Origin of the sequence: Micromonospora sp. KC213, assembly GCF_004348325.1 — a bacterium.
Lineage (GTDB): Bacteria > Actinomycetota > Actinomycetes > Mycobacteriales > Micromonosporaceae > Micromonospora.
The window spans coordinates 1-25,208 of sequence record NZ_SMKF01000083.1 but is presented as its reverse complement, the minus strand read 5'-3'; the positions used below and the strand labels follow the sequence as shown (position 1 = coordinate 25,208).

The window sequence follows — 25,208 nt, the reverse complement described above, 5'->3', positions numbered from 1 at the left end:
GCGCTGGGGGCGGGGCGCAACCGGGGTAACGCCGCCTGCGGACGAGGCAGGCTTGCCGCTCGCTGCAAACCTGACTACGTCAACGGATCAGGCACCCGGGTGATCGGGGCGGACCCGACGGGGACCTACCCGGTCACGTCGGACGGGGACTGTGCCGGCGAGGCGGTGACCTCCGAGCCGGCGAGGTGCGCCGCTCGCAGGCGACGGCTGTCACCCAACTCGGCCACGCCCACCCCGATCCATTTACGTAGTCAGGTTCGTAGCGTGTGACGCCTGAACCGCTACCTCGCCCGCCAGCTCTACCAGCAGCTTGATAACCACAGGAGCAGCCCGGCCCACGCAGAACAAGCCCCTGCGTCGAGGTGGCCGACAACCTGCCCGAAATCGTCGGCGTGCACGACAGCAGGAACCGGGCCGGCCCGGCCCTCACCTTCAAGCACGAAGCGTGGACATCATTCGTCACGGCGGTCAAGCAGAGTTCCTAAAGTGATCATGACCGAGCCGGTGCTCCTGACCGGCTGACCGATGCGCGACCGGGGGCTGACTATGCGTGCATGATCCGGTACGGTCCCAGCGGGATGGCCGTTGCCGGATAGGGGGAGGACGCGCGGTGGCATCGATCCAGGAGATCAAGGCTGGCATCAACCAGTTCGGCAGGTCCACGCAGGACCAGATCGCGCAGATGCGGGCAGTGCACGACTCGATCAACCAGAGTCTTGCGATGCTGCGGGCGGTCACCAGCGGCACCACCCACCCCAGCGTGGCCGAGGCCATCGCCCGGATGGAGCAGGTCAAGAAGAACCTCAACGAGGCGTCTCAGCTTGCCGGCGCTTCCATCGAGGCGACCAAGCGTTACTCCGCCAGCTTCTGACCGGGAGGAAGCTCATGCCCCGCGTCATCGTGCCCGCCGGTCTGTCGATGGGTCCGCGTTACCGCTACGTCCGCCCACCGGACCCGACACCCGAGTGCTACGAGATCCACCTCGGCGACGACTTGGTCGAGTTGACCGAGACCGAAGCCGCGGTCTGGGCGGCAGCTTTCGTGGACGCCGAACGACACGCCAAGCTCGATGTCAACCGAGAGTCCCTGATCCGGCTGCTGGAAACCGCTCCGCAGCCCGAACCCCAGGCAGCGGAGATCATCGACAACCTGATCGGCCGGGGCCTGCTGGTCGAGTTCGACACCGACGGCGACCTCGAACCAGTCTTCCGCCGCCACAAACTCCTCCCCCTCGGGGAAGGACTCGGTTCCACCCCGGACGAGCCCCACCTACACCGGATCGGTCACTCCGGCCAGCCGAAGGTCGCCGTTCCCGTAGACGTCTACGGGCTCTGGTCTTTCTCATACCGTGACGCTGATCTGTGGAAGGCGTGCGTCCTCTACGCCGACGACACCGAGAACGTCGAGGAAGGCGACGAGCCCATGGAGCAGACACCTACCCAGGTAGCCCAGGACCTGGCCATCTATCTTCCTCTGCTGATCGCGGTGAGCTGCGCGTACCTCGATCCCACCTCGGCCTGATGGGCTGGCGCAAAGGAAACCGACGCCGGAAACAGGTAGAGAGGCCGTTTGCCCGGCGAGTGAAGTACGAGAGCGTCAAGGAAGCGCTGGGGAAGCTGGTCGAGTGGGGTGGGGCCGGCGTCGGCATGCTCGTCGGTCTGGCCAGCGCCCGCTACGGGCTGCCCGTCTCCCCTGGCGTCGCCTCGACCGGCGGCGCGATCATCGGCGGCATGGTCGGCTCGCAGGGCAAGGCGGTCGTGGTCGCCGGCTTCGACCATCTCCGTGAACGCCGCGACGAACGACGAGCGGCGGCTGCCCGTCGCGGCGGCACATCACCACGGGCAGTCTCCGGTGCCGCCCACGCCCCGATGACGGGCAGCCGGGGAGCCGGTCACCGAGGTCCCCGGGCGATGTCGAGCCGTCGCAGCAGCACCCCGAGCATCGCCGGGCAGGTCATCGGGGGGATCGAGCAGGTCATCGAACAGCTCGACCGAGCGGCGAGCCGGATCGCCGCGATCCACCAGAAGATGTGGGCGAACCAGAATTCCCTGCTGGGCGTCCTCGCCGGCAGCCGACCTGAGATCGTCCGCGCCACCGAGGCCACCCTGACCACAGCACGCGGCCTCGTCCACGACTCGGTCGGCGAACTGACCGCCGCGAAGAGGGAACTCGGGGCGTACCGCTCCCGACTGTGACGCCGTCCGGGGCAGCCGGATCCAGCCCCGCAGGGACTGGTGAACATGACTCCTGGAAGTGCCGGGCAGCAGCCAGCGCCCTCGCGTCGGGGAGGAATGCATCGCGGAGCACGGCCCGGCGTCGGCCGACAGGACAGCGGGCGTCGCCGGCCCCTGTCACCGGATCACGGTGTGGACATTTCTCGTCCGGCTCGGTTACGTCGCCATCACTGCGGCGACCATCATCGTGGGTGTCACCCTCGGGATCATCGACGGTCGTCGACGGCGTCGCTTCGCGTACGGTCGTTGGGTTTGCGTGGTCGTGGTCGGTCTCACGGGGCCGTGGCCATTGTTCGCGTACGCTCTCGGCTACGGCCTGGGTCGGCTGCTGCCGGCCCGTCACCCGCCTACCCACCGGCCGCACCCGTCGGTGGGGGCCGCGCAGCAGGGCTGGATCGAGGCGGTCCACCTGCACCGGCGGCTTGTCGCGGGAGAGCCGCCGCCGACGGTAATGGCTCCTGGCTTCATCGGACCCGGTCCGGTCCACCTGGACGCGCCGTTCACCTACTCCCGGTTCTACGGCACCACCGTGACCTACGGGCAGAGCAGCACCGTTGCCTTCGGCCCACCAGCGGTCGTCGTCGGCGCGGCGGTCGGTGACCTGATCGGCAACAGCATCGCCCGGGCTCGCGCCGCGAGCCTGGCGCAGTGGTGAGAGTTCGCGTACGTGCGGTCATCGTCACGCAGACGACCACCTGGTGCTGTATCGGGGGGCCGGTGCGCCCAACCCCCCGCCAGCCAATGAGCGCGGTCACCTCAGGACGCGGAAGCTCAGGTGCGTGACGTGTGGCGATTCGATCACCGCGGTTCGTTCGAGTTCGATGTGGTCGGTGCCGAGGTGATCGAACAGGCGGGTGCCGGTGCCGAGGAACACCGGCACGAGCTGCACGTGGATCTCGTCCACGAGCCCGGCCCTGACGAACTGCTGTCCTGTGGTGGGCCCGCCCATGATGAGGACGTGCCGGTCGCCCGCGGCTTGGCGCGCCTGGCGCAGCGCGCTGTGGAGTCCGTCGGTGACGAACGTGAAGGTGTCGCTCTTCATCGTCAACGGCTCGCGCGACTCATGGGTGAGCACGAAGCACGGCACCGGGAACGGGGTGTCCTGCCACAGGCCCACACCGACGTCGAACGTCCGTTTGCCGATCACCACGGCGCCGGTCGTCGCGTAACGTTCCCGTGCCCGTTCGACGTCGACCCCGGCCGGAGTGACACCGTCGGCTGCCACAACGTGGTCCCCGCCGTCGTGAAACAGCCACTCGTGCAGCCGCTCGCCGCCCCTGCCCATCGGCTGTTCGGTGGTGACGTCGGGTCCGGCGGCGAAACCGTCCAAGGACACGCTCATGCTCAGCAGGGTGCGGCCCGTCGCGGCCAGCGGAAGATCAGCCATAGGGGAAACCGTAGGTCCCAACCGGTCCATCAGTAAGGTCCAGTTTCATGCCTGTTGAGTGAACCGGTTCTGGGCCGGAGCTGCCCCTGCCGGTGGACCGGAAGAGCGCGGAACCGCTGCGCAACCAGATCGAACGCGCGCTGCGGGAAGCCATCCGAACCGGTCGGCTGGGCACCGGGGAGCAGGCGCCCACCGAGGCACTCGGCTACCCCGACCGGCCGTCATCGCAGCCGCCCGACATCGATCCGTCGGCCTCTACGGCTCGAGCAGCTACCACATGACGTCGAAGACGCGTACCGCGCAACTCGTTCTCGGCTACGGCAACCTCACCACGGACGCCATACACGAGGGCATCCACATCGTCGCCGATCTGCTGCAGGCCGCCACCTGTCCACCACAGGTCGGCATGAGGTAACGGTCATCCGGCGGGAAGGGTGAGCTTCCGCCCGCGCATGGGCAGGCCCCACGCGGGTATGACGCAGGCATGAGGGCGAGTTTCCGGATTGGCCGCATCGCGGGCGTACCCGTCGGGGTCAACTGGAGTGTCCTGGTCATCTTCCTGCTGATCGCCTGGGCGCTGGCGGCCAACCAGTTCCCCCGGGCGTACCCGGGCCGGCCGGTGGCCGCGTACGTCGCGGCCGGGCTCGCGGCGGCGGTGGTGTTCTTCCTCGGTCTGCTCGCCCACGAGGTGTCCCACGCGGTCGTCGCCCAGCGCAACGGTCTCCAGGTCCAGGGGATCACGCTGTGGCTCTTCGGCGGGGTCGCCGAGCTGCGGGGCGAAGCCCCCAACCCGGGCGCGGAGCTGCGTATCTCCGGGGTGGGGCCGCTGGTCAGCCTGCTGCTCGGGTTCTTCTTCGGCGCCATCGCCGTGCTGCTCTCGCTGCTCGGGGCGGACGGCCTGCTGCTCGGGTCGCTGGCCTGGCTGGCCGGCATCAACGTGCTGCTCGCCGTCTTCAACGTGCTGCCCGCCGCGCCGCTGGACGGTGGCCGGTTGCTGCGCGCCGCGGTGTGGAAGGCGACCGGGGACCGGACGAAGGCGTCGGTGGTGGCCGCCCGCGCCGGGTGGGTGCTGGGCGCGCTGCTGATCGGGCTCGGCCTCCTGCAGTTCCTGACCGGTTTCGGGGTGGGTGGGCTGTGGCTGGCGCTGATCGGCTGGTTCCTGATCGGGGCGGCCGGCATGGAGGAGCGCCAGGCCCGGATGGGCAGCGCGCTGGCCGGCGTCCGGGTCGGTGACGTGATGACCTCGCAGCCGCAGACCGCCTCGGCGGAGATGACCGTCGCCGACTTCGTCGACCACTACCTCTTCGCGTACCGGCACTCGGCGTTGCCGCTGGTCGAGCAGGGCCGGCCGGTTGGCCTGGTCACCCTCGACCGGGTACGCGGCATCCCCGCCGACCGGCGGGCCACCACCACTCTCGCCGAGGTGGCCTGCCGGGCCGAGGACCTGGTGCTGGCCCGGCCGGAGGAGCAGCTCAACGACCTGCTCCCCCGGCTCAGTGAGTGCAGCGACGGGCGGGCGCTGGTCGTGATCGACCAGCAACTGGTCGGGATCGTCTCGCCCAGCGACATCAGCCGCGCGGTGCAGCGCGGCAGCCTTCGCCACCAGATGGCCGGCGACCGCCGTTAGGCCATCCGCTCGACCGGGATCCACAGCTCGGCGTCGACGTGCGAGCCGTCGGCGGAGATCCGGGTACGGGAGATCTCCGGCCCGGGCCGGCTGCGGTACGGGTTGGCGGGGAACCACTGGGTGAACACGTCTCGCCACAGGTGTTGCACAGCGGCCGGGAACTCGCCGGAGGTCTCGAACACCGCCCACGTCCCGGCCGGCAGGGTCAGCGACGCCACGCCGTCCGGCACCTCGGCGTCGGTCACCACCCCGTGCCAGTAGTCCAGCTCGGTGCCCTCCTCCCGGGATTCGTCGAGTTGGTCGCTGGCGTCGACGAGACCCGCCGGTTCCTGGTCGGACAGGGCCGCCAGCCGGGCCGCCGCCGCCTGGTCGAGCTTCCGGCGGAACGCCACGATCGCCGGGTTCATCCCCTCGTGGACCAGGGGCACCCGGGCCCGCCAACCCACCAGCCTAATCTCCGGTTTTTCCACTACGCGGTACCGCATCTCGGCACTGCCTTCGACGACGAGACGGAAGGAGAGCCGCTGCTGGGAGCGGAGCACCGCGCCGGTGCGCCGGGCCTCGCCCGGCCCGACGCCGTGCACCGCGCGGAACGCCCGGGTGAACGCCTCGGTCGAGCCGTACCCGTGGCGGACCGCGATGTCGAGCAGCGTCCGCTCCCCGGCGAGCACCTCGGCCGCGGCGACGGTGAGCCGCCGGCGGCGGACGTACTCCGACAGCGGCATCCCGGCCAGCGCGGAGAACATCCGCCGCAGGTGGTACTCCGAGGTGAGTGCGATCCGGGCCAGCTCGGCGACGTCCACCCGCCGGTCCAGGTGCCGCTCGACGTGCGCCATCGCCTCGTTCAACCGATCCAGCACGTGGATCTCCTTCCCTGACGAGATCCACGCTAGGCAGGCAGGGACCGACGGACCCGACATCCGGTGCCCGCTGCGGTCGGGTCGGTCAAAGGGCGTGGGAGCCTGCTGCCGTCGGCAGCAGGCTCCCACGCTTCAGACGCCGACTACTTCATGTCCGCCGGGTCCCGTGCGTAGCGCTCAGACGCGGGTCCACCGCTGGTTCGCGGCACCGGAGCAGGTCCACAGGATGACCGGTGAGTTGTTGGCGGTGGCGGCCTGGTTGACGTCGATGCACTTGCCGGACTGGACCCCACGGACGGTGCCGTCGGCCTGCATCGTCCACTGCTGGTTGGTGCCCCCGTTGCAGGGCCAGAGGATCACCTTGGTGCCGTTCGCGGTTCCCCTGTTGTCGGCGTCGAGGCACTTGCCGCCGATGCGCAGCTGGCCGGAGGCAGCGGTCACGACCTGGGTGAGGCCACCGTTGCAGTCCCAGATGGCCGCCTGGGCGCCGTCGTTCGGGGCACCCCCGATGATGTCCAGGCAACGGTTGGATCCGACACCGCGCAGGCTGAAGGTGTCGGTCGGGGTCGTCGAGCCGGTGCGCACCCGGTACATGGCCACCCCGTGCGGCGGGACGGTGGCGCTGATCGCGCCGGAGGTGTTGCTGGCCGCGTGCGTCCAGACCTCGAAGAGGTTGTAGCCGCTCGCCGCGGGCATACCGATGTCGGTGGCGGTGGTGGAGATCGTCGCGGTGCTGCCCGACCGGTTCAGCAGGGCGACCGCGACCGAGCCGTCGCTGAGCGGCTTGGCCCACACCTCGCTCTCGCCGAAGTCACGCACCCGCTGGGCCTGCCGGCCCAGCGAGTCCTGGTTGATGGCCAGCACGTCGGGGTCGGTCAGCACGGTGCGTACGTCGGCGGACATGGTGGTGATGTCGTTACCGGCGATCAGCGGGGCGGCCATGATGGCCCACATGCTGAAGTGCGCCCGGTTCTCGGTCGGGGAGAAGGTGCCGCGTACGCCCACCTCAAGCATGTCGGGGTCGTTCCAGTGCCCCGGGCCGTTCCAGGCGTGCAGCGGGGCCTGCACGTCGAGAATCTCGGTGACACCCATGAAGCAGTCGCCGGTGCAGCCGCTGCGCCACTTGTCGGTGATGTCCTCGGTGGTTCGCCACATGTCCGCCACCGGGCTCCAGTCGAAGGAGGGTCCGGTGTTGGAGTGCGCACTGTTGGAGTTGATCGAGTAGACGATCGGCCGTCCCGTGGCACGCAGCGCGTCGCGCATCAGCGAGAAGCTGGCGATCTGGTCGTTGAGGGTGCCCCAGGGCGAGCACCAGTCGTACTTGAGGAAGTCGACGCCCCAGGACGCGAACGTGTTCGCGTCCTGCTGCTCGTGGCCGAGTGCGCCGGTGGCGCCGCCGACGGCGTTGAAGTACTGGGCGCAGGTCTCCTCGCGCGGGGCCTGGTAGATGCCGAACTTCAGCCCCTTGCTGTGGATGTAGTCACCGAGCGCCTTCATGCCCGACGGGAACCGTACGGGATCGGAGCGCAGGTTGCCGGCGGCGTCGCGGGTCGTGGCCTGCCAGCAGTCGTCCACCACGACGTACTCGTAGCCGGCCGCTTTCATGCCGGAGCTGACCATGGCGTCCGCAGCCGCGCGGATCTTGGCTTCGTTGATGTCGCAGCCGAAGGTGTTCCAACTGTTCCAGCCCAGCGGCGGCCGGACAGCGGGGCTGCCGGGCGCCGCGGCGGCGGGCGAGGCGGCGAGGGCGAGCGGGGCGATGCCTGCCATGGCGGTGGTGAGAGCGGCGAGGGTGGCGGTCAGGGGCCGCGCAACTGCTTTCACAGGTGCCTTCCTCTTTCGGGGGTGAGGACGGATCGGTGTGGATCCAGGACCGGAACGACGACCAGGGAAGCAGGGACCGGGGCCGCCGGCACGACTGGAGCGGCTGACACCTCCACCTGCGGAGGGGGACGGTTGTTGTCGCGTCTGGCGAGGTCAGTCGTCGGTTCGCAGAAGTGTTATCGCTCACATACAGGGCTGTCAAGAGCCCTGCGGCGGGTGGGTCAGGAGCGCGGGAAGTAGCGGTCCAGCGCCTCGGTACGGAACGTGCCGGTCGGGTCCCACTCGGCCAACAGGGCCTGGAAGTCGGCGTACCGGGGGAAGGTGGCGGCCACCGCCGCCGGCTCCAGGGTGAAGACCTTCCCCCAGTGCGGGCGGGGCGCGAAGGGGGCGAGCCGCCGTTCCACCTCTGCCAGCACCGGCAGCACCGCCGTGGCGTCGTCGATCCAGGTGAAGTGGACGGCGAGGCTGTCCCGGTCGTGGTTCGGGCTCAACCACAACCCGTCGGCGGCCACCGTGCGCAGTTCGCAGATCTGGAGCACACCGGCGATCCGGTCCCGCATCCCGTCCAGCGCGGCCAGCGCGTCGGCCGTCGCGGCCCGGGGCAGGTGGTACTCCGACTGGAGTTCGTCACCGCTGCTGGGGGTGAAGCCCAGCCGGAAGTGCGGCAGCCGCTCGTGCCACGGGCCGGGCTCGCCGAGTTGGGCGGTGCAGTTGCGCGCCGGCATCCCGGGCACCGGGTGCACCGGCTGGGCCGCGGCGGTGCACCCGAGCCAGTCAGCGGGCGGGGCCGCCTGGTCGGCGAGCTGCTTGCGCCAGACCTGGTCGATGCGCGACGACCGCCAGGAGGTGAACCCGCTGACGCTGTACGCCGAGGACAACGCCGTGTCGACCGCCTCGGCTGGCAGGTCGAGGTGGACGTACTGCCGGACGTCGAAGGTGGGGGTGGTGTCCAGGGTGACCCGGGTGACCACGCCCAGCGCGCCGAGGGAGACCACCATGCCGGCGAAGCGGGGGTCGCCCCGATCCACCGTGACCAGGTCCCCGTCGGCGGTGACCAGCTCCAGCGCGGCCACCGCCGCGGCCAGGTTGCGGTTGCCTACGCCCGAGCCGTGGGTGCCGGTGGCCACCGCGCCGGCCACCGAGATGTGCGGCAGCGAGGCGAGGTTCGCCAGGGCGAGCCCTTCGGCGTGCAGCCGGGTGGCCAGGTCACCGTAGCGCAGCGCGGCGGCGACGGTGACCGTGCCGCGCTCCCGGTCGATCTCGACCGTCGGCGGCAGACCGGCGAGGGAGACCAGATCTCCGGTGGTGTCGCCGAGCCGGTTGAAGGAGTGGCCGGTGCCGACCGCCCGGACCCGGTCACTGCCGGCCACCAGCCGGCGCAGCTCGTCCAGCGAGGAGGGGCGGTGCACGGCACGGGCGGCGTACGTGACGTTGCCGGCCCAGTTGTGGCGCGGAAGGTCGGTCACGGCGGTCACGTCTCCTCGGGGCGAGGGCGGCGGGGGGACGCGCCGCGTCGGCTGGGCAACACTGTAGCCGCGACGCGGGGGCGGCTCTGCCCCTCGTACCTGGTCGGGATCGGGGTTGTCCGGGGCGCTGATGGGGAACACTGGGGCGATGAGCAGCTACCGCGACCCGACCCTGCACGGCGACGTCTACCCGTCGGAGGAGGAGATGGACCCGACGGGTGTCGGGCTGGAGCCGGAGAGCGCGCCGCCGGCCTGGTACCCGTACCTGACCGCGCCGGCACCGAAGCCGGAACCGGAGCCGGAGCCGCCGGGGCCTGGCCCGGCCCCGCGCACCGACGCGGGCGCGACGTCCATCGTCACCCACCACCTGGACGGCTCCACGCAGGTGGTCACCGACCTGGACGGGGACGGAATCGCCGACGTGGTGCAGTTCGACCTCGACGGCGACGGCGTACCGGACATCACCTACCTGGACAGCGACCGGGACGGCCGGCTGGACACGGTGCTGCGCGAGCCGGGCGCGACCGCCCCGGCCCGCTGACCGCACTTCCGGCCTACAACTGCGGCATGACCTCGGCCGCGACCAGCTCCAGGTGGTCCAGGTCGGTCAGGTCGAGCAGCTGGAGGTAGATCCGTTGGCTGCCGCTCGCGGCGAACCGACCGATGGTGTCGACCAGCTCGGCGGGGGTCCCGGCCAGGCCGTTCTGCCGCAGCTCGGCCGGTTCCCGGCCGATCGCGGCGGCCCGGCGGGCCACCTCGGCGTCGGTACGGCCGCAGCAGAGCACCAGCGCGTTGGACCAGCGCATCGTCGCCGGGTCCCGGCCGATCTCCGCGCACGCCGCACGGACCCGGCCGAACTGCGCGAGGGTGTCCTCGATCGAGGCGAACGGGAGATTGAACTCGTCGGCGTAACGCGCGGCCAGGCGTGGCGTACGCCTCGGCCCGAGGCCGCCGAGCAGGATCGGCGGGCGCGGCTGCTGCACCGGCTTGGGCAGCGCCGGCGAGTCGGCCACCTGGTAGTACGTCCCGGCGAAGTCGAACGTCTTCCCAGCCGGCGTCTCCCACAGCCCGGTGACCACCGCGAGCTGCTCCTCCAGTCGGGCGAAACGCTCCCCCACCGGCGGGAACGGGATGCCGTACGCGGTGTGCTCCTCGGCGTACCAGCCGGTGCCGATGCCCAACTCGACCCGGCCGCCGCTCATCTGGTCGACCTGCGCCACGGTGATGGCCAGCGGGCCGGGCAGCCGGAACGTGGCGGCGGTCATCAGCGTGCCGAGGCGGATCCGGGAGGTGTCCCGGGCCAGCCCGGCCAGGGTGGTCCAGGCATCCGTCGGCCCCGGCTCCCCGCTCACCGCGCCCATCTTCAGGTAGTGGTCGGAGCGGAAGAACGCCCCGTACCCGGCGTCCTCGGCGGCCCGGGCCACGGCGAGCAACTGGTCGTAGCTGGCCCCCTGCTGGGGCTCGGTGAAGATCCGCAGTTCCATGCTGCGAGCATAGGGCGAGGTCAGGCGTACGGCCGCGTGGCGTACGCGGCCCGCAGCGCGGCCAGCCCGGCCGCCTTGGGCGACAGGGTGCCCCAACTGGAGTTGAAGTAGTTCGTCTGCACGACGCGCGGCCCCCGCTCGGCGTTGAGCCGGGCGATGGCCGCCGGCACGGTCGCGATCCAGGCTGCCTGGTCGGGGATCTCGGCCACCCGCACCCCCCACTCCGCGACGATCACCGGGCGGGACAGCGCCACCGGGCCGAGGTCGGCGACCGCCCAGTCCCGGGTACGACGGAACCGGGCCAGCGCGGTGTGGCTCGGATCGGTGGCGTAGACGTTCCACTGGAGGAAGTCCAGCTTCGCCATCAGCGATTCCGGGTGGGTACGCCGGAAGGCGGCCCGGTCGAAGCCACCCGCGCCGACGGAGAAGGTGGTGCCGGCCGGCAGCTGACGGGACCGGAACCAGTCCACGATGTACGCCATCGCCCGCACGGCGCGACCGTCCGAGTCCGCCCAGTCGTAGGTCACGCCCGACTCACATGTGCCGAACTCGTGGTCGGTGTCCAACTCGGAGGCGAGTTGGAAGTTCACCGGAAAGCCGAGCGTCCGGTACTGCGACAGGACCCGGGCGAGCAGTCCGTCGCAGCGGCCGGCGAGGATCTGCCCGTACCCGTACGCCTTCGGCCACACCGTCCCCGGACGCTGCTGGATGGTCATCGCGGGCGCCGGGACGGTGTGGTTGACCCCGTCGACCGTGAACATCTGCGGACCGCTGTCCGGGGCGCCGTAGTGCTTCAACTCCAGCACGACGTTGACCGCGAACCCGTTGCGGCCGAGGGTGAGCAGCCACGGCTTGTTCCAGCCGGGCAGGACGTGGCTGTCGGCGAGGCTGCGGTACTGGGTGAGCGAACGGAAGTTGCCGCCGGCCAGGTCCGCCGTCGGGTCGCCGTTGCCGGCCAGGTAGTAGCCGCCCAGTACGGGCGGGACGATCGTGTAGTCGGCGGTGGCGGCCGCGGTGCGTCCGCCGTGGTCGCGCACGGTGACGGTGACCCGGGGCATCACGCCACCGCCCGGTAGACGGCCACCGACCCGTTGTCGGAGAGCTTCGTCCAGACCCGTCCGGAGTCGTCGGTGACGGCGACGGTGAGCGGGTCGATGATGGTGGTGACGCTGGCCGGAGCGCTGCGGTTGCCCTGGGAGTCGGTCACCACGACGGTGACGGTGACGGGCCGGGTGTCCGGGTCGCCGTAGGTGACGGTGAGCGTCATCGGGTCGCCGGGCGAGTAGGTCGAGGCGTTGAGGCTGGCGGCAACGGTGGGAGCGGCCATTTCCGCCCCCTCCTTCCTGGCTCGCACGCGCGGCGGTGACCGCGCGTGCCCGGTCGGCCGCCCGTGGCGGACTGCGCCGTACGGCGTCGACCGGAGGTGGGGTGACGTCCTTGTCCTGACGTTGGCGGGCGGCGTCCGGCGGCGGCACGCGGCCGCCGCCGGGCCGGAGGGATGCGACGTGGCCCGCCAACGCAGCCTCTCCACCTGCCTCCACCATGCGCCGGTCGGGCGTCGGGGCCTGTCGTTGATCCGTCTGTCGGCCTGTCACCCACCCGGTTGCGAGCAGGCCGGGTGAGGGCTCTCACCTGCCGGGGCCGGGCTTCTGATCCGGACGTGGCGCGGGTGCCGTGCTCGTGTGGAGGATGTCGCGAGCCTGTTCCGCGGCGCGGGTGATGCTCTCGGCGACGAAATCGACGAAACGGGCGATGTTCTCCAGGCGGACGGCAGCCGGGGTGTCGGAGCCGAGGATGGCGACGCCCTGCCGGGCGGTTTCGGCGAGTTGGGCGTTCAATCGGACGGCGGCGACCATCGACTGGTACCAGACGTCGTCGTCGACCAGGTAGCGGTCGCGGCGGCGTTCGTCGCGTTCCCGGCGGATGAGGCCCTGGGTCTCCAGGAACGCCACCGCCTTGGAAACCGACGCCGGGCTGACCTGCAGGCGCTGAACGAGTTCGGCGGCGGTGAGGCTGCCCGCGTCGGTGGTGAACAGGCAGGTCAGCACCCGGGACATCATCTTGGGCACGCCCTGCTGCATGAGCAGGGTGGTGAACGTTTCCTCGTACTCACGCACGGCCTCAAGGTCACGTCCGGGAGCCTGCTCGGGTAGCTGCGGCCCACGGACGACGGGCTGCCTGCGCCGTCGGGCGCGGCGTTCGGTGGCACGGTGGGCCAGGTCGGCACGGTAGGCGGTGGGGCCGCCGTTGCGCATCACCTCACGGGTGATCGTCGAGGTCGGGCGGTCGAGGCGCCTGGCGATCTCCGCGTAGGCGAGCCCGTCGGCCAGCCCGAGTGCGATCTGCTGACGTTCCTGCTGGGTGAGCCTGCCTCCCGGCACCACGATCTCCCTCCGTGCTTACCTGACGTCCCAGGCTAGCGTTCACTCCATTCCCAATGCAACGCCCATGCGGATGGCTGTTGCATTGAAATTAGGCCCGTTGCAACGATTTTCGGCAGTCTGCCTGCTACAACACGAGCCATACGCAACATGCTCGTTGCTGGGATCTAGAACGCAACGTAGCGTTTCCAGTGTCAGAAACAACAGGCACAACAGAGGAGAGAGCACGATGTCGACGTTCGCCACCCCCACCCCGATCTCCGTCGCCCTGGACATCCCCGCCGGGCGCGTGCAGTTCATCGCCGCCGACCGCGCCGACACGACCGTCGAGGTCCTGCCCGTCGACGCCACCAAGGGCCGCGACGTGAAGGCGGCCCAGCAGACCAGGGTCGAATACGGCGACGGCGTCCTGCGGATCCAGGCCCCGGAGACGAAGAACCAGTACTTCGGCCCCTCCGGATCCATCGAGGTCACGGTTCAGCTGCCCGCGGGTTCCCGAGTCGAGGCGAAGTCGTCCTGCGCCGAGTTCCGGGGCGTCGGACGCTTCGGCGACGTCGCCTTCGGGAGCGCGCAGGGTGCGATCAAGATCGACGAGGCCGCGAGCGTCCGGATCACCACCGCCGCCGGCGACGTCACGATCGGCCGCCTGGACGGCCCCGCCGAGATCAGCACCGCGAAGGGCGACATCCGCATCCACGAGGCCCGGCGCGGCGCGGTCGTCCTGCGCACCCAGATGGGTGACGTGTCGATCCGCGCCGCCCACGACGTGTCCGCATCCCTGGACGCCGGCACCGGCTACGGCCGGATCCACAACGCACTCAGCAACACCGACGGTGTCGCCGACCTGACCATCCACGCCACCACCGGCCACGGCGACATCGACGCCCGCAGCCGGTAGGAGCACCGCCGCCTACCGCGACCCGACCGTCCATCGTTCCTCATCCTCCCCGCAGAGAGGGAAACCATGACCAACACGCGATCCGGCTGGACCGGCCTGGTGCCGGTCGACGACACGGCCCTGGCCGTCACCGACACCGGCGGCTCCGGTATCCCCGTGGTCTACCTCAACGGTCAGTTCGGCGTTCAGTGGCAGTGGCGGCGGGTCATCACCGAACTGGGGACCAGGTGGCGGCACATCACCTACGACGAGCGGGCTCGCGGCAGATCGAAGGGTTCGGCGGACTACTCCTTCGCTGCCGCCGTCCGGGATGTCGACGCCGTTCTCGCGGCCAGGGGGGTGAGCCGGGCGCTGCTGGTCGGCTGGTCGTACGGAGCGTACGTCGCGGCGCACTGGGCCAGCCGCAATCCGGACCGGACCCTGGGTGCCGTCCTGGTCGACGGCGCGTTCCCGTACGACTGGCTCGACGAGGCCATGGAACAGCGGATCCGGAAACTGTTCCGGCGGATGGGCTGGTTCTGGCCGCTGCTGCGCCCGCTGCGCCTGGCCCCACGGATGACCGCCGAACAGCAGGCGAACAGCAACATCGAGATCGGCGTGATCTCCCGCGAACGCGAGTTGGGCCCCGTGCTGGACGACATCGCCGTGCCGACGCGGTACGTGGTCGCCTCGGGGACGTCCTTCGGCAGCCGCGGTGACGAGCAGGAACGCATCCGCACCAGCCTCGATGCGGTGACCGCCCGCAACCCCGACATCCGGGTCAGCGCGAAGGTCGCCAGCAACCACGGCGCGATCCTGCGCAAGGACTTCCGCGCCATCGCCGAGGCCGTACGCGAGGTGGCGACCCTCGACCGCACGGGTCACTGAGCGGCATGGCCAGCGGCCTGACGATCACAGGCCGCTGACCATTGCGGTGTCACTGACCGCCTCGCCGACCTGTGTGGACGACGCCGCGCGGCATCCAGGCCAGCGGCCACGCCGAGCTCGGCGTGGCCGTGTTACCGGGTACCGCCTGTGCACGGCGGTGTGGGTCAGGCCGGTCGGCAGGCCGACGAGATGGCGCTGACGACAATGGTCCCGATGGCCGTGCCGACCAGGACCAGCACCGCCCCGATGACCCACAGTCCGCTGCTGTCGGTGGCTGCGGCATTGCCGGACCAGGCGGCGGTGAAGGCCACCGTCATCACCGGGGCCACCAGCCACGGGCGCATCCGGCGGCCGGCGACGGCGGCGACCAGGGCCAGGGTGAGCACGGCGCCGGCCACCTGCCAGACCGAGTACGGGCCGGTGGTCGAGCCGGTCGCGGGGTGTGGGTACTTGGCGGCGCCCGACGCTCCGGCGAGGCTGTCCTGGACGGCGCGTCACCCGAACCCCGCCGGCACGGGGAGGTAGCTCCGAGGCACACGGCATCGACGTGGGTGTGATGCGCGCGGCCGAGGGCATGGCCCGCCGTGCCATCGGGCTGGGCCACGCAACGGACGGGTTCACCCGGATCGTCGAGGTCCTCGGCCGCCGCCGAGTCTGGAGACCACCGGGGAAACCGCCCGGACGTGCCTGCGAAGGCCGGCCAGCGGGCTGAATCAGATCGCGGACACCCCCGCCGCACGGCGGCCCGCGCTTCGGTCGGCTCAGTGCTCGGCCGGGTCACCGTCCCTGGCCGGCCGCCGGTTCGCGGGTGAGTCTGTGGCGGCGGCGCGCAGCGCCACCACGCAGGCGGCCACGGCGGGATGCGCGCCCGCGCCCTGCCGGTACGCGACCCGGGTACGTCGTCGGATGGTCAGGGGTGCGAGGCGGATCCCGGTGGGTGGTTGCCCGGCGGCGAGTTGGGGCACCAGCCCGACACCCTGGCCGGCGGCGACCAGGGCGAGCATGGCGGCGAAGTCGTCCGCGTGATGGCGTACGTTCGGCCGGAAGCCGGCCAGCTCACACGCGTGCAGGGCCACCGAGTGGCACAGCGTACCCGGGCTGCCTACGATCCAGTCCGCGTCGCGTACCGAGTGCAGGGGATCACCCACAGCGTCGGGTGCCGTGCCGGCGGGCAGCGCGAGGAACACCGTCTCGTCCAGCAGCGGTGTGGAGTCCAGCGCCGGGTCCGACTCGACCGGCACGATGTCGTAGTCGTGTACGAGGGCCACGTCGAGGCGACGCTCGCGCAGTGCGTCGGGGACCGCGACCGGGTCCAGTTCGGTGACCATCAGGTCGAGCGCGGGATGGTCGCGGGCCAGCGCGACCAGGGCCGGTAACAGCAGGGTACGCACGGCGCTGGGGTACGCGCCGATGCGTACCGTGCCGGAGAGTCCACCACGGGCGGCGGCAAGGGCCGCGTCGGCCGCTTCCAGGGCGGCGAGGACCACCTCGGTGTGACCGACCAGCACCTTCCCGGTAGCGGTGAGGGTGACTCGGCGGCCGGCGCGTTCCAGGAGGGCGACGCCGGCCTCGCGTTGCAGGGCGGCGAGTTGCTGGGAGACGGCGGAGGGCGTGTAGGTGTGCGCCTCGGCGACGGCGGCGATGGTGCCGAGCCGGGCCAGGTCCCGCAGCAGGCGCAGACGGCGAACGTCAAGCATCAGCTCAGCTTATGTGTTCGTTGAGCAATCGGAACTGGTTCTTCACGGTGTGCGGTCACAGGCTGGAGGCATGACACCCACCGGGCTGTACGTACCCCTGATCACGCCGTTCGACGAGGGTGGTGAGGTCGCTGCCGACGCGCTGGCCGCCCTGGCCCACGAGACGCTCGATGCCGGCGCAGCCGGCCTGGTCGCGTTGGGCACCACCGCCGAACCGCACGCGCTCACCGACCGCGAGCGGCGGACGGTGGTCGACGCCATCGCCGCGGCCTGCCGGGAGCACCGGGCGGGGCTCCTGGTCGGCGCGCACACCATCGACGACCTGCAAGCTCTCGCCGAACGGTCCGAGGTGACGGCGGCACTCTGTCTGGTCCCGCCGTTCCTGCGCCCCGGCGAGGAGGCGGTGCTCGCCCACTACGGCCGGCTGGCCGAGGCGTCTCCCGTACCGCTGGTCGCCTACCACGTCCCGTATCGCACCGGACAGCAACTCTCCGCGACGACGCTGCGTCGCCTCGCGCGGCTTCCCGGACTGACGGGGATCAAGTACGCCGTCGGCGGCATCGACGCCGACACCCTCGCCTTCCTCGCCGACCTGCCGCCGGACTTCGCCGTGCTCACCGGCGACGACGTGTACCTCTCGCCGCTGCTCGCCCTCGGCGCGCACGGCGGCATCCTCGCCTCCGCGCACATCGCCACCGCCGACTACGCCGCGCTGGTCCGGGCCTGGCGGTCCGGCGATGTCGACCGGGCCCGGCCGCTCGGCCACCGGCTCGCCTCCCTGTCGGCCGCGTTGTTCGCCGAGCCCAACCCGTCCGTGATCAAGGCGGTGTTGCACGCCCGGGGACGCATCCCGACGCCGATGGTCCGCCCACCGCTGCTGCCCGCCACGGCGCACGCCCTGGCGTGCGTGGACGAGCTGACCGGCGGTCTGGTCGACCAGGTGGGACAACCCGCCCTGCTGATCACCGATCAGCCTGCCGGCTGATGACCGGCGCGGTCGCCGGAGCACTGGCAGGATGGCGACTACTCCGCACCTTGTTGCCGCACACCGCCGCCGGCTGTGTCCCGGGTGCGAAGGAGAACGAGTGGTTGCCCCGGCTGGCGTCGGCGCTGCCGGCGGCCGTGCCACCGGTCCTGGCCCTGGGCGCCCAGGGCCGCTCGTGATCGGCGAAGCGCTCAGCACCCCGTTCGGTGCGGTTGACCGTGGTGGCGAGGAGAGTGGGGTCGAGGGCGGTCACCCTTGGCCCGGCCGATGAGCGGTAGGTCTCGCCTCCTGTTGCCGGTCCACGGCCACCACCAGGCGGGGCGTCGCCGCGGGTGATCGTCCGGTACGACCGGGGCGTCCGGCAGCGCGGACCAGACGTCGGCCCGGGACTGCCAGTCGTCGAACACCGCGCGGAACAACAGGTGGGTCTCAGCCGAGCGCGTACGCCTCGCGGAAGCCACGACATCTTCTCCAGACATGGGTTGGGGGCCGGGGGCGGTCACCCGAGCTGATTCCGTTACCGGTAACGTGACCGCTAACGGAAGCTTCTCGCACCAGGCTCTCGTCGTCAACCCGAAAAGCCGGAACGGGAGCGGTCATGGTTGAGTAGGGGGCGTGGTGGAGAAGAACGGGACGGTGCCGGCAGCCGCCGGCAGACGGGTCACACTCAGGGACGTCGCCCGGGTGGCGGGCGTCTCGCACCAGACCGTCTCGCGGGCCATCAACGGCAAGGGAGAGATCGACCCGGAGACCCAGCGCCGGGTGCTCGACGTCGCCCGGGAACTGCGCTACCGCCCCAGCCGGTTCGGCCGCGGGCTGGTCCGGCCCGACGTGGTGACCATCGGCCTGATCGTCTCGGACGTGGTCAACCCGTTCTTCCCGGAGTTCATCGCCGGAGTCATCGAAGCGGCGGGTGGCCGGGACTGGCAGGTCGTCGTCGCCAGCACGGAGAACGACCGACTTCGCGAGTTGACACTGCTGCGGTCACTCGGCCGGCAGGTCGACGCGCTCGTCGGCTACCTCAGCCACACCGACGAGGAACTGGAGCCGTACGTCGCGGGTGTGCCGCTGGTCATCGTCGACCGAGGGCAGGACTCGGCGGCGTACGCACTCGTGCGGGTGGACACCGAGGCGGGTGTCCGGGCAGGGCTGGAGCACCTGATCGAGCGGGGGCACCGGCGCATCGGCATGATCGACTGTTTCTCCGCCTGCGATCCGGTGGTACGGCGCCAGACATTCCTCGACGTCGCCCAGGCCCACCGGCTGCCGGTCGACGAGGGATGGATCGTCCTCGGTGAGCAGACGACAGCCGGCGGCGGCACGGCGTTCGAAGCGCTGCGCGCCGCACACCCCGACGTGACGGCGGTGCTCGCCTTCAACGACCTGGTCGCGATCGGCGCGTTCCAGGCAGCCCGCCGGCTCGGCGTCGCCGTGCCGGCGGAGTGCGCGCTGGTCGGCTTCGACGGCCTGAGCGTCGGAGAGCTGATCGATCCGCCGCTGACCACGATTCACCTCGACAAACGGCGGCTCGGCGAACTCGCCGTACACCAGGTGGACCAACTCCTGGCCGGCGAGCTGCCACCACCGGCGCTACTCAGCCCCCGTCTGGTGGTACGCGGCACGACGTGAGCCCGTTCGTACCTCACCGAGGCGGCAGCGAGGACAACGCCGGCGAGCCGAACAACCGGAACAGCCGCTCCGAGCCGAGGTAGAGCGTGCTGCCCGTGACCAGGCCGGCGGCCACGTCCAGGGGTATCCCGCGCTGACCGGCGGCCCGTGACGCCGCCGGATGCGAACGACCCGTCAACGCGCCGGCCGGCCGGCGGGCGTTTGACCCGCCGCGGGCTTCGCTTGCAGCCGTCGAATCATGAAGGCGCCGACGATGACGGCGATGCCGGCCAGCAGCATGACCACGATCATGGGTACGACCGAGCCGTCGGCCGCGCCGACCAGGGCGAGGGCGGGTATCGGCAGGAGCCCGCCGATCAGCACGCTGAGGGTGAGGGCCACGGCGAGACCGAGGTAGCGCACCTCGACGGGGAACAGGTCGGCGGTCAGCGCCGGCGCCATCCCCGTGACGATTGCGTGGGGCACGACACCGACCAGCATGGCTGTGAACAGCGCCGGAGCGGACCCGGTCTCGACCAGGAGGTACGAGGGTGCCGCCCAGAGGGTCCACCAGACACCCGCGATGATGATCATCCGTACCCGGTTCGCACGGTCGCCGGAGTAGGCGGAGACAGTGGCGATGACGGTCAGCGCGATCGCGGTCAGCAGCAGCGCCCACTGCACGGTCGTGGTGCGCAGCTCTGGCACGAAGTTCTTCGTGTAGGCGAGCAGGCTGGTCAGGAACGCGTAGAAGAAGGTGGACGGGCCGATCCAGATCAGGATGGCGCCGAGCAGGGGGCGGCCCCACCCCCGGAACAACGTACGCAGTCGACCGGCGGCGCGTTCCCGGCGGATCCGGCTTTCCGCGGCGACGAACTCGGGTGTCTCCGCCAGTCGGGTACGAAGCACCAGCCCGAAGACCAGGAGCACCGCGCTGAACAGGAACGGGATCCGCCACCCCCAGCTCTGGAAGGTTTCCGCCCCGACCACCGTGGTGACCAGCAGCAGTGACACCGAGACGATCAGGAATCCGATGGTGACCCCGATGTAGGCGAAGGCGCCGAAGAAGTTGCGCCGATTCGGCGGCGCGTGTTCGGCGCCGACCAGCACCGCGCCCGGAATCTCGCCACCGACTGACAGGCCCTGAACAAGACGCAGCACAACGAGCAGGATCGGCGCGGTGACACCGATGGCCGCGTAGGTCGGCAGCAGGCCGACGCCGATGGTGGCCACGCCCATCAGCGTCAGCGAGGTGATCAGCGCCGGTCGTCGGCCGAGCCGATCACCCATCCGACCGAACAGCACGGCACCCAGTGGTCGGACGAAGAACGCGACCGCGTGGCTCGACACCGCCGCCAGGGTGCCCAACCAGGGATGGAAGGCGGGGAAGAAGATCGGACCGAAGACGGTCGCCGCGACGAACCCGTAGAGAAAGTACTCGTACGTCTCGAACGCGGTGCCGGCCATCGCGGCGTACGCCACCTGTCTGGGCTTCAAGGTGGATTCGGTCATCTTGTGCCCCCCCCCATACGGCTCGCGCGGTCTTCCCGGAAGGGTCGCCGGTAAACCAGACAGGGGACGCGCTGATCGTCGAGGGCCGCGGCGCTGCCGAGGGCGGGCCTCGCATCGCTCACCGAACTGTCCTGGGTGCGAAGTCGAGCCGCAGTACGGATCACGCCCCCAGGCGGAACGCCTCGATGTGCCGCTGGCGGGCCGGCACCCCCAACGCGCGCAGGCTGCGTTGCACGGTGGTGGCCATCGCAGCCGGGCCGCACAGATAGACGTCACGTTCGGCGATGTCCGGCACCAGGTCGCGCAGGCGCTCCGGGCTCAACGGCTGGTTGCCGTCGGTGGTACGGCCGGTCAGCAGGTGCAAGCGGGCTCCCCGGGCCTGCGCCAGATCGCGCAGCTCGTCGATCAGCACCGCGTCGGCGGGCGTCCGCGCCCGGTAGAGGACCACGATGTCACCGGTCAGGTTCGGGTCCTCCAGTAGTGCCCGGATCGGGGTGATGCCGATGCCTCCGGCGATCAGCAACGCGTTCTCCCGGGTGCGGCCGGCGGTGGTGAGCGCGCCGTACGGGCCTTCCACGTAGACCCGGGCGCCCACCGGCAGCTGCCGCAGCCCGGCACTGGTGGAACCGATCGCCTTCGCGGTCAGCCGCAGAGTGCGGCCGTCCGGTGCCGCCGAGAGCGACCACGGGTTGACCTGCCACCAGGGGTTGTGACCGGGGAACCGCCACCAAAAGAACTGGCCCGGCCGGGCGCGCAGCAGGTCGAGCTGGTTGCCGGCCACGTACACGGAGACGGCCTCGTCGGTTTCCGGGACCACGGCGACGACCCGCAGCCGGTGACGTGCGTTGCGCACCAGTGGCACGATCAGCCGGTTGACGAGCAGCGAACCGATCGCGAACGCCCACAGCCCCCACCAGTACGTCCTGGTGAGAGTGCTGGAGGCAAACGCGGTGCCCTCGTAGACCTGGTGGATCACCGACAGCACGATCACCACGTACACCACCAGATGGGTGGCGTGCCATGCCTCGTAGGACATCCGGCGACGGGCCATCCGCAGCGAGGTGAACGCCATGACGCCGACCAGGACAGCGGCGATCATGCCGAGCAGCACGGGCATGTACGCGGCCAGCTTGACTATCTCCGCGAGGAGCGCGATCCGCTCGAGCTGTACGTAGCCGAGCACCACGAAGGTCGGGTGCAGCACCACCAGCCAGAAGATCGTGAACCCGGTCCAGCGGTGCCAGTGGGTGAGCCTGTCCATGCCGATCCGCCGCTCGAGGAACGGCACGCGCCCGATCAGCAGCAGCTGCATCGCCATCGCGAATCCCAGATGCAGGCCGAGGAAACGACCGATCGAGATCAGGGTGTTGGGAGCCGGCCTGCTCGGGTTGGCGAACATCACCTCGACGACCATCAGGTTGACCAGGAGAAATAACCAAAGCAACAGATAGGCGGCTCGGGCCTGGCCAAGGCGGCGGCGCCCCTGCGGCGGAGCTGCGGTGTACATCGCGAACCTCTCTGCAACGGCCCACGCAGGGGCCGACGAGAGAGTTCGTCAAGGACCTGATGGGGCAACTCGCGGCGGGGGAGACCGGCGCCCGCGTCCGGTGGATCATGCCAGGCCGCCGTGCAATCCGGGAAGACCTAGGGTCAGCTTCGCCGAGGTCGCCCGGATCTGACGCGACCGGGACAATGCCCCCGCCCGAAACGGACGAGGGCACCCCGAAGGAGTCACCGGTTCGCACAATGGTGCGGTCGGTGGGGCGGGCGGGACTCGAACCCGCGACCGAGGGATTATGAGTTAGATTTCGTACATACTTCCTGGTCCGCACACATGTTGAGGGGTGCCTATCCATGCTGGTAGGCACCCCTCGCCGTGCTGTTCAACCCTAGCCGGTGATGATCCGTCCGGCGGCGTCCGGGCTCACATCGGGCTCACTCGGACTCACCCACGCGGCCACGGTGGGCGGGTTGAGCGCTGGTCACTCCTCGGGCATCGCGAGGGTGTAGGCATGGACGAAGAAGGTCTCGACGCGCGCTCGGTGCAGGTGGCCGGCAAGTGCGGCGTCACCCTCGCGACCCAGCACCACATGCACATGGACCTTGCCGTCCCGGATCTCCCCGGTGCCGCTCAGCTCAAGCGGTTGTCGGTACTCGCTAACGATGTCCGTACTGGCGTCGGTTGCTGGCATGTTGCTGATCGCGCACTCATCGACGGCACCGATGAGAGAGACGATCGCACCGTTCACTATCCCCTCCTCTGCGGCCCGCCGCGTGAGGGTTTCGATTACCTCTTCGCCAGGCTTGACGCTCAACAGTTTCATTCGCCTATCCAATCGCTAGGGGGTAATACCAGCCAGGACTGCCGCGTACGCCCGTAGGTTCTCACGGCACGTTTCGCGCTCGACGGCGGCCATAAGTGCGGATCGACTGCGCGCGTCCTCGTCGTTGAGGCAGTTGGCGAGCAGCACGGCACTGCACCAGCGAGCGGCGGCGTCACGGGTATTGGCAAGTTCGGCCGTCAAACAGCGAGACGCCCACTCGCCCATGCCACCGCTTGGGCTGTGCGGCCCACTCACCGCTTCTTTTTCTGTCCCTGCGGCGAAATGTGCCGCCTGCCCCCACGGCAGGTCTAGGACGCGGCTAGCTACGGCGGTGAGGTAGAGATGCCGGGCGTCCTGGTCGCTGCGGATCGCACAGATTGCCGCGTCCCCAAGCTCGGACGATCCAACCTTGGCCAGGATGCCGGCAGAGTTGACCCTGAGGACTGCCGTTGCGCCTCCGCGCATCCAGGCGGTAAGCCCTCGGCGCGCTGCTTCGTCGTCGGCCGCCAGCGCGCTAATAGTGAGATCGGTGGCGTGGCTGGTCTGCGCGGTCGCCAGGAGGTGACCACCACCCTGTGCGATATCGCCGAAAACTCGGTGGGCGACCAGGACATCCGTCAGCGCCGGGTCCGTAAAACGGTATGCCCCATCGGGGGTCTGCATGACGTGCGGATGCCTGTCAAGGCGCAGGACAATCGAGCGCGGAATATGGGTAAGATCTAGTTCGTCCTTCCGGTGTTGCCAGAGGTGCCATGCGAACCACTCAACGGCTTCGCGATCACCAATCAACTCAGGTGTTGATTGGTGATACAAGAAGCCACTTGCGGCAGTAACGGCCGCCGAGGCAAAGAGCTTACGCCGGTTCACTTTATCCTCTTTCTCGCCCGGCTCACCCGCATTGTCCGGCATGGTGAACCACAGCCGGTTAGCCGGTATACGCAGCGCAGCCGCCCACTGCACCAGACGATCAAGATGGGCAATGGGAGGGCCGTTTTCTATCCGGCTTAGTTGAGCTTGGCTCATGCCCACCCAGGAAGCGGCCAGTTCTTGGGAGATGGGATGCCGCCCGTGATGGGGGTGCGTTCGCCATGCGCGGATCACCCGGCCCATATGCCGGCTCTGTAGTGCCTCGCTGAGCACGAACTCATCCCAGAAGTCGGCCGGCATTTCCGGCGCGACATCGGGGCGTCGTCGGCTGTATGCAGAGCAGGGCGAACAGCGTCCTGTGGTGTTGTCGCGCGCAAGCCGCGCGCCGCAGCGGCAGTACCGCGCCTCGTAAGTCGCTGTCATCGTGGCGTCCTTGTGTGGCAGCCGAGCCTAGATGGTAGGGAGTCCGCCTCCAAGATCCCACCCCGGTGCCGGTTGTGTTCATGCATGGGATGCATATCGACATCCGTCCTTCGTCATATCGCGGACCGTCAGGGCTTCGGCATCGTGTTGCTAACGATAAGCGATCGGCCAGTTACAACGCTTAGCTCCCTGTTCGTACGCGACGGCTGGCTCCGTACGGGCAGGTGAACGGTCGGCACGTCGCGTGTGTTGCGGGATGCCCCGCCCCGCGCGGCGTGCTCGGCCCAGTTCGAAGGGTGGTGAGAACGTGACGACCTATCCCGGCGGCGGGCGGATTGATGCTGCCCAAGACGCGCTGCAACGGCACGCAGTGTCGAGCGCGGATGGCCGGTGTGTGAGCTGCGGAACGTTGGGTCCGTGCCGTGAACACGAACGGGCCATGAAGGTGTTCAAGCTCTCGCTACGGCTGCCCAAGCGGATACCTGGAGCAACGCGGCCAGAGTTGATCGGCGCGCGTCGGGTTGGTGGGCCGACGCTGCTTCGAGCGCGGTAGTCGCTGCCGTGGGCACTGTCATCCCTGTCCAGCCTGACGGCCCGGCGCTGTCGCGCGCCGCTGCGGAGCGCGCGATGGCACAACTGTCAACGCCGGCTGAAGTTTGACCCCTCTGTTCCGGCCGAATGTTGACCCCCTCGTTGGTTGTTGATGTTCAGTCGTTGGTCTTGGTGGCTGCGGGAACGCGGCCGAGGTCGCGGTCTTTGAGCCG

General features: G+C 70.0%; 27 protein-coding genes and 1 pseudogene. 14 read left to right on the top strand and 14 right to left on the bottom strand.

Going from position 1 to position 25,208, the window contains the following annotated elements:
• Window positions 1-353: 353 nt before the first annotated feature.
• The 5 genes and pseudogenes from E1166_RS17750 to E1166_RS17730 form a co-directional block, all read left to right on the top strand.
• Window positions 354-485 (top strand): annotated as a pseudogene (locus tag E1166_RS17750) (DUF397 domain-containing protein); the annotation flags it as partial.
• 125 nt (window positions 486-610) lie between these two features.
• The gene (locus E1166_RS17745) at window positions 611-871 is read left to right on the top strand and encodes a hypothetical protein (protein WP_132185950.1); all 261 of its coding nucleotides are present in this window, start codon (window positions 611-613) and stop codon (window positions 869-871) included.
• 14 nt (window positions 872-885) lie between these two features.
• Entirely contained in the window at window positions 886-1,521 is a 636-nt protein-coding gene (locus E1166_RS17740; RefSeq protein WP_132340272.1) for a hypothetical protein, read from the top strand.
• 59 nt (window positions 1,522-1,580) lie between these two features.
• Window positions 1,581-2,195, top strand: coding sequence for a hypothetical protein (locus E1166_RS17735; protein WP_132340270.1), 615 nt, complete (start codon window positions 1,581-1,583; stop codon window positions 2,193-2,195).
• A 169-nt stretch (window positions 2,196-2,364) separates the two neighbouring features.
• Complete coding sequence (locus E1166_RS17730; RefSeq protein WP_132340268.1) at window positions 2,365-2,889, top strand: hypothetical protein; 525 nt, start codon at window positions 2,365-2,367, stop codon at window positions 2,887-2,889.
• 96 nt (window positions 2,890-2,985) lie between these two features.
• Here E1166_RS17730 and E1166_RS17725 read toward each other — a convergent pair whose 3' ends face one another.
• Entirely contained in the window at window positions 2,986-3,651 is a 666-nt protein-coding gene (locus E1166_RS17725; RefSeq protein ID WP_243710404.1) for a dihydrofolate reductase family protein, read from the bottom strand.
• Between the two features lie 247 nt (window positions 3,652-3,898).
• Here E1166_RS17725 and E1166_RS31015 point away from each other — a divergent pair, with 247 nt between their 5' ends.
• Both E1166_RS31015 and E1166_RS17720 read left to right on the top strand, forming a co-directional pair.
• Window positions 3,899-4,036 carry a hypothetical protein gene (locus E1166_RS31015; protein ID WP_165944366.1) on the top strand — a complete coding sequence of 46 codons (138 nt, stop codon included), beginning with the start codon at window positions 3,899-3,901 and terminating at the stop codon, window positions 4,034-4,036.
• A 69-nt stretch (window positions 4,037-4,105) separates the two neighbouring features.
• Entirely contained in the window at window positions 4,106-5,248 is a 1,143-nt protein-coding gene (locus E1166_RS17720; protein ID WP_132340266.1) for a site-2 protease family protein, read from the top strand.
• Here E1166_RS17720 and E1166_RS17715 read toward each other — a convergent pair.
• The 3 genes from E1166_RS17715 to E1166_RS17705 all read right to left on the bottom strand — a co-directional run bounded on the left by E1166_RS17715 (window position 5,245) and on the right by E1166_RS17705 (window position 9,398).
• Window positions 5,245-6,108, bottom strand: coding sequence for an AraC family transcriptional regulator (locus E1166_RS17715; protein ID WP_132340264.1), 864 nt, complete (start codon window positions 6,106-6,108; stop codon window positions 5,245-5,247). The genes E1166_RS17720 and E1166_RS17715 overlap by 4 nt on opposite strands.
• A gap of 177 nt (window positions 6,109-6,285) precedes the next feature.
• The gene (locus E1166_RS17710; RefSeq protein ID WP_243710403.1) at window positions 6,286-7,932 is read right to left on the bottom strand and encodes a ricin-type beta-trefoil lectin domain protein; all 1,647 of its coding nucleotides are present in this window, start codon (window positions 7,930-7,932) and stop codon (window positions 6,286-6,288) included.
• A gap of 221 nt (window positions 7,933-8,153) precedes the next feature.
• On the bottom strand, window positions 8,154-9,398 hold the full coding sequence (locus E1166_RS17705; protein WP_132340262.1) for an FAD-binding protein: 1,245 nt from the start codon (window positions 9,396-9,398) through the stop codon (window positions 8,154-8,156).
• Window positions 9,399-9,546: 148 nt separating this feature from the next.
• Here E1166_RS17705 and E1166_RS17700 point away from each other — a divergent pair, with 148 nt between their 5' ends.
• A complete protein-coding gene (locus E1166_RS17700; RefSeq protein WP_132340260.1) occupies window positions 9,547-9,939 on the top strand; it encodes a hypothetical protein in 393 nt (130 codons plus the stop codon).
• 13 nt (window positions 9,940-9,952) lie between these two features.
• On the opposite strand, the gene E1166_RS17695 is transcribed toward E1166_RS17700, so the two are convergent.
• The 4 genes from E1166_RS17695 to E1166_RS17680 form a co-directional block, all read right to left on the bottom strand.
• On the bottom strand, window positions 9,953-10,882 hold the full coding sequence (locus E1166_RS17695; protein ID WP_132340258.1) for an LLM class F420-dependent oxidoreductase: 930 nt from the start codon (window positions 10,880-10,882) through the stop codon (window positions 9,953-9,955).
• Between the two features lie 20 nt (window positions 10,883-10,902).
• The gene (locus E1166_RS17690; RefSeq protein WP_132340256.1) at window positions 10,903-11,940 is read right to left on the bottom strand and encodes a hypothetical protein; all 1,038 of its coding nucleotides are present in this window, start codon (window positions 11,938-11,940) and stop codon (window positions 10,903-10,905) included.
• Window positions 11,940-12,209 (bottom strand): hypothetical protein, encoded by a 270-nt coding sequence (locus E1166_RS17685; protein ID WP_132340254.1) that lies wholly within the window; start codon window positions 12,207-12,209, stop codon window positions 11,940-11,942. The genes E1166_RS17690 and E1166_RS17685 overlap by 1 nt, the downstream gene beginning before the upstream one ends.
• Before the next feature lie 301 nt (window positions 12,210-12,510).
• A complete protein-coding gene (locus E1166_RS17680; protein ID WP_132340252.1) occupies window positions 12,511-13,263 on the bottom strand; it encodes a helix-turn-helix domain-containing protein in 753 nt (250 codons plus the stop codon).
• A gap of 229 nt (window positions 13,264-13,492) precedes the next feature.
• On the opposite strand from E1166_RS17680, the gene E1166_RS17675 reads away from it, so the two are divergent.
• A complete protein-coding gene (locus tag E1166_RS17675; RefSeq protein WP_132340250.1) occupies window positions 13,493-14,161 on the top strand; it encodes a DUF4097 family beta strand repeat-containing protein in 669 nt (222 codons plus the stop codon).
• A gap of 66 nt (window positions 14,162-14,227) precedes the next feature.
• Entirely contained in the window at window positions 14,228-15,028 is an 801-nt protein-coding gene (locus tag E1166_RS17670) for an alpha/beta hydrolase (protein WP_132340248.1), read from the top strand.
• A gap of 164 nt (window positions 15,029-15,192) precedes the next feature.
• Here the strand turns inward: E1166_RS17670 and E1166_RS17665 are convergent, their stop codons facing one another.
• Window positions 15,193-15,426: a hypothetical protein gene (locus tag E1166_RS17665; protein ID WP_132340246.1), complete on the bottom strand. Its 234-nt coding sequence runs from the start codon at window positions 15,424-15,426 to the stop codon at window positions 15,193-15,195.
• A 44-nt stretch (window positions 15,427-15,470) separates the two neighbouring features.
• Here E1166_RS17665 and E1166_RS32720 point away from each other — a divergent pair, with 44 nt between their 5' ends.
• Window positions 15,471-15,740, top strand: a complete 270-nt coding sequence (locus E1166_RS32720) for a hypothetical protein (RefSeq protein WP_347813027.1) — start codon at window positions 15,471-15,473, stop codon at window positions 15,738-15,740.
• A gap of 49 nt (window positions 15,741-15,789) precedes the next feature.
• On the opposite strand, the gene E1166_RS17655 is transcribed toward E1166_RS32720, so the two are convergent.
• Window positions 15,790-16,725, bottom strand: coding sequence for a LysR family transcriptional regulator (locus E1166_RS17655; RefSeq protein WP_132340244.1), 936 nt, complete (start codon window positions 16,723-16,725; stop codon window positions 15,790-15,792).
• 70 nt (window positions 16,726-16,795) lie between these two features.
• Between E1166_RS17655 and E1166_RS17650 the strand changes: the two genes are divergently transcribed.
• The 3 genes from E1166_RS17650 to E1166_RS17640 all read left to right on the top strand — a co-directional run bounded on the left by E1166_RS17650 (window position 16,796) and on the right by E1166_RS17640 (window position 19,339).
• Window positions 16,796-17,710, top strand: a complete 915-nt coding sequence (locus E1166_RS17650) for a dihydrodipicolinate synthase family protein (protein WP_132340242.1) — start codon at window positions 16,796-16,798, stop codon at window positions 17,708-17,710.
• Window positions 17,710-17,889 (top strand): hypothetical protein, encoded by a 180-nt coding sequence (locus E1166_RS31570; protein ID WP_132340240.1) that lies wholly within the window; start codon window positions 17,710-17,712, stop codon window positions 17,887-17,889. The genes E1166_RS17650 and E1166_RS31570 overlap by 1 nt, the downstream gene beginning before the upstream one ends.
• A 436-nt stretch (window positions 17,890-18,325) precedes the next feature.
• Window positions 18,326-19,339 (top strand): LacI family DNA-binding transcriptional regulator, encoded by a 1,014-nt coding sequence (locus tag E1166_RS17640; protein ID WP_132340238.1) that lies wholly within the window; start codon window positions 18,326-18,328, stop codon window positions 19,337-19,339.
• 174 nt (window positions 19,340-19,513) lie between these two features.
• On the opposite strand, the gene E1166_RS17635 is transcribed toward E1166_RS17640, so the two are convergent.
• From E1166_RS17635 to E1166_RS17620, 4 genes are all read right to left on the bottom strand, one after another.
• Window positions 19,514-20,830: an MFS transporter gene (locus tag E1166_RS17635; protein WP_132340236.1), complete on the bottom strand. Its 1,317-nt coding sequence runs from the start codon at window positions 20,828-20,830 to the stop codon at window positions 19,514-19,516.
• Window positions 20,831-20,990: 160 nt separating this feature from the next.
• On the bottom strand, window positions 20,991-22,337 hold the full coding sequence (locus tag E1166_RS17630; RefSeq protein ID WP_207914308.1) for a ferredoxin reductase family protein: 1,347 nt from the start codon (window positions 22,335-22,337) through the stop codon (window positions 20,991-20,993).
• Between the two features lie 475 nt (window positions 22,338-22,812).
• Window positions 22,813-23,154, bottom strand: coding sequence for a PPC domain-containing DNA-binding protein (locus E1166_RS17625; protein WP_132340234.1), 342 nt, complete (start codon window positions 23,152-23,154; stop codon window positions 22,813-22,815).
• A gap of 15 nt (window positions 23,155-23,169) precedes the next feature.
• A complete protein-coding gene (locus E1166_RS17620; protein WP_207914306.1) occupies window positions 23,170-24,444 on the bottom strand; it encodes a helix-turn-helix transcriptional regulator in 1,275 nt (424 codons plus the stop codon).
• Window positions 24,445-25,208: the final 764 nt, after the last annotated feature.

Bases quoted from the DNA above. Each gene is read 5' to 3' on its own strand.
- E1166_RS17740 (WP_132340272.1), top strand. From the start codon at position 886: ATGCCCCGCGTCATCGTGCCCGCCGGTCTGTCGATGGGTCCGCGTTAC.
- E1166_RS17725 (WP_243710404.1), bottom strand. From the start codon at position 3,651: ATGGACCGGTTGGGACCTACGGTTTCCCCTATGGCTGATCTTCCGCTG.
- E1166_RS31015 (WP_165944366.1), top strand. From the start codon at position 3,899: ATGACGTCGAAGACGCGTACCGCGCAACTCGTTCTCGGCTACGGCAAC.
- E1166_RS17720 (WP_132340266.1), top strand. From the start codon at position 4,106: ATGAGGGCGAGTTTCCGGATTGGCCGCATCGCGGGCGTACCCGTCGGG.
- E1166_RS17700 (WP_132340260.1), top strand. From the start codon at position 9,547: ATGAGCAGCTACCGCGACCCGACCCTGCACGGCGACGTCTACCCGTCG.
- E1166_RS17695 (WP_132340258.1), bottom strand. From the start codon at position 10,882: ATGGAACTGCGGATCTTCACCGAGCCCCAGCAGGGGGCCAGCTACGAC.
- E1166_RS17690 (WP_132340256.1), bottom strand. From the start codon at position 11,940: ATGCCCCGGGTCACCGTCACCGTGCGCGACCACGGCGGACGCACCGCG.
- E1166_RS17685 (WP_132340254.1), bottom strand. From the start codon at position 12,209: ATGGCCGCTCCCACCGTTGCCGCCAGCCTCAACGCCTCGACCTACTCG.
- E1166_RS17675 (WP_132340250.1), top strand. From the start codon at position 13,493: ATGTCGACGTTCGCCACCCCCACCCCGATCTCCGTCGCCCTGGACATC.
- E1166_RS17670 (WP_132340248.1), top strand. From the start codon at position 14,228: ATGACCAACACGCGATCCGGCTGGACCGGCCTGGTGCCGGTCGACGAC.
- E1166_RS17655 (WP_132340244.1), bottom strand. From the start codon at position 16,725: ATGCTTGACGTTCGCCGTCTGCGCCTGCTGCGGGACCTGGCCCGGCTC.
- E1166_RS17650 (WP_132340242.1), top strand. From the start codon at position 16,796: ATGACACCCACCGGGCTGTACGTACCCCTGATCACGCCGTTCGACGAG.
- E1166_RS31570 (WP_132340240.1), top strand. From the start codon at position 17,710: ATGACCGGCGCGGTCGCCGGAGCACTGGCAGGATGGCGACTACTCCGC.
- E1166_RS17635 (WP_132340236.1), bottom strand. From the start codon at position 20,830: ATGACCGAATCCACCTTGAAGCCCAGACAGGTGGCGTACGCCGCGATG.
- E1166_RS17630 (WP_207914308.1), bottom strand. From the start codon at position 22,337: ATGTACACCGCAGCTCCGCCGCAGGGGCGCCGCCGCCTTGGCCAGGCC.
- E1166_RS17625 (WP_132340234.1), bottom strand. From the start codon at position 23,154: ATGAAACTGTTGAGCGTCAAGCCTGGCGAAGAGGTAATCGAAACCCTC.
- E1166_RS17620 (WP_207914306.1), bottom strand. From the start codon at position 24,444: ATGACAGCGACTTACGAGGCGCGGTACTGCCGCTGCGGCGCGCGGCTT.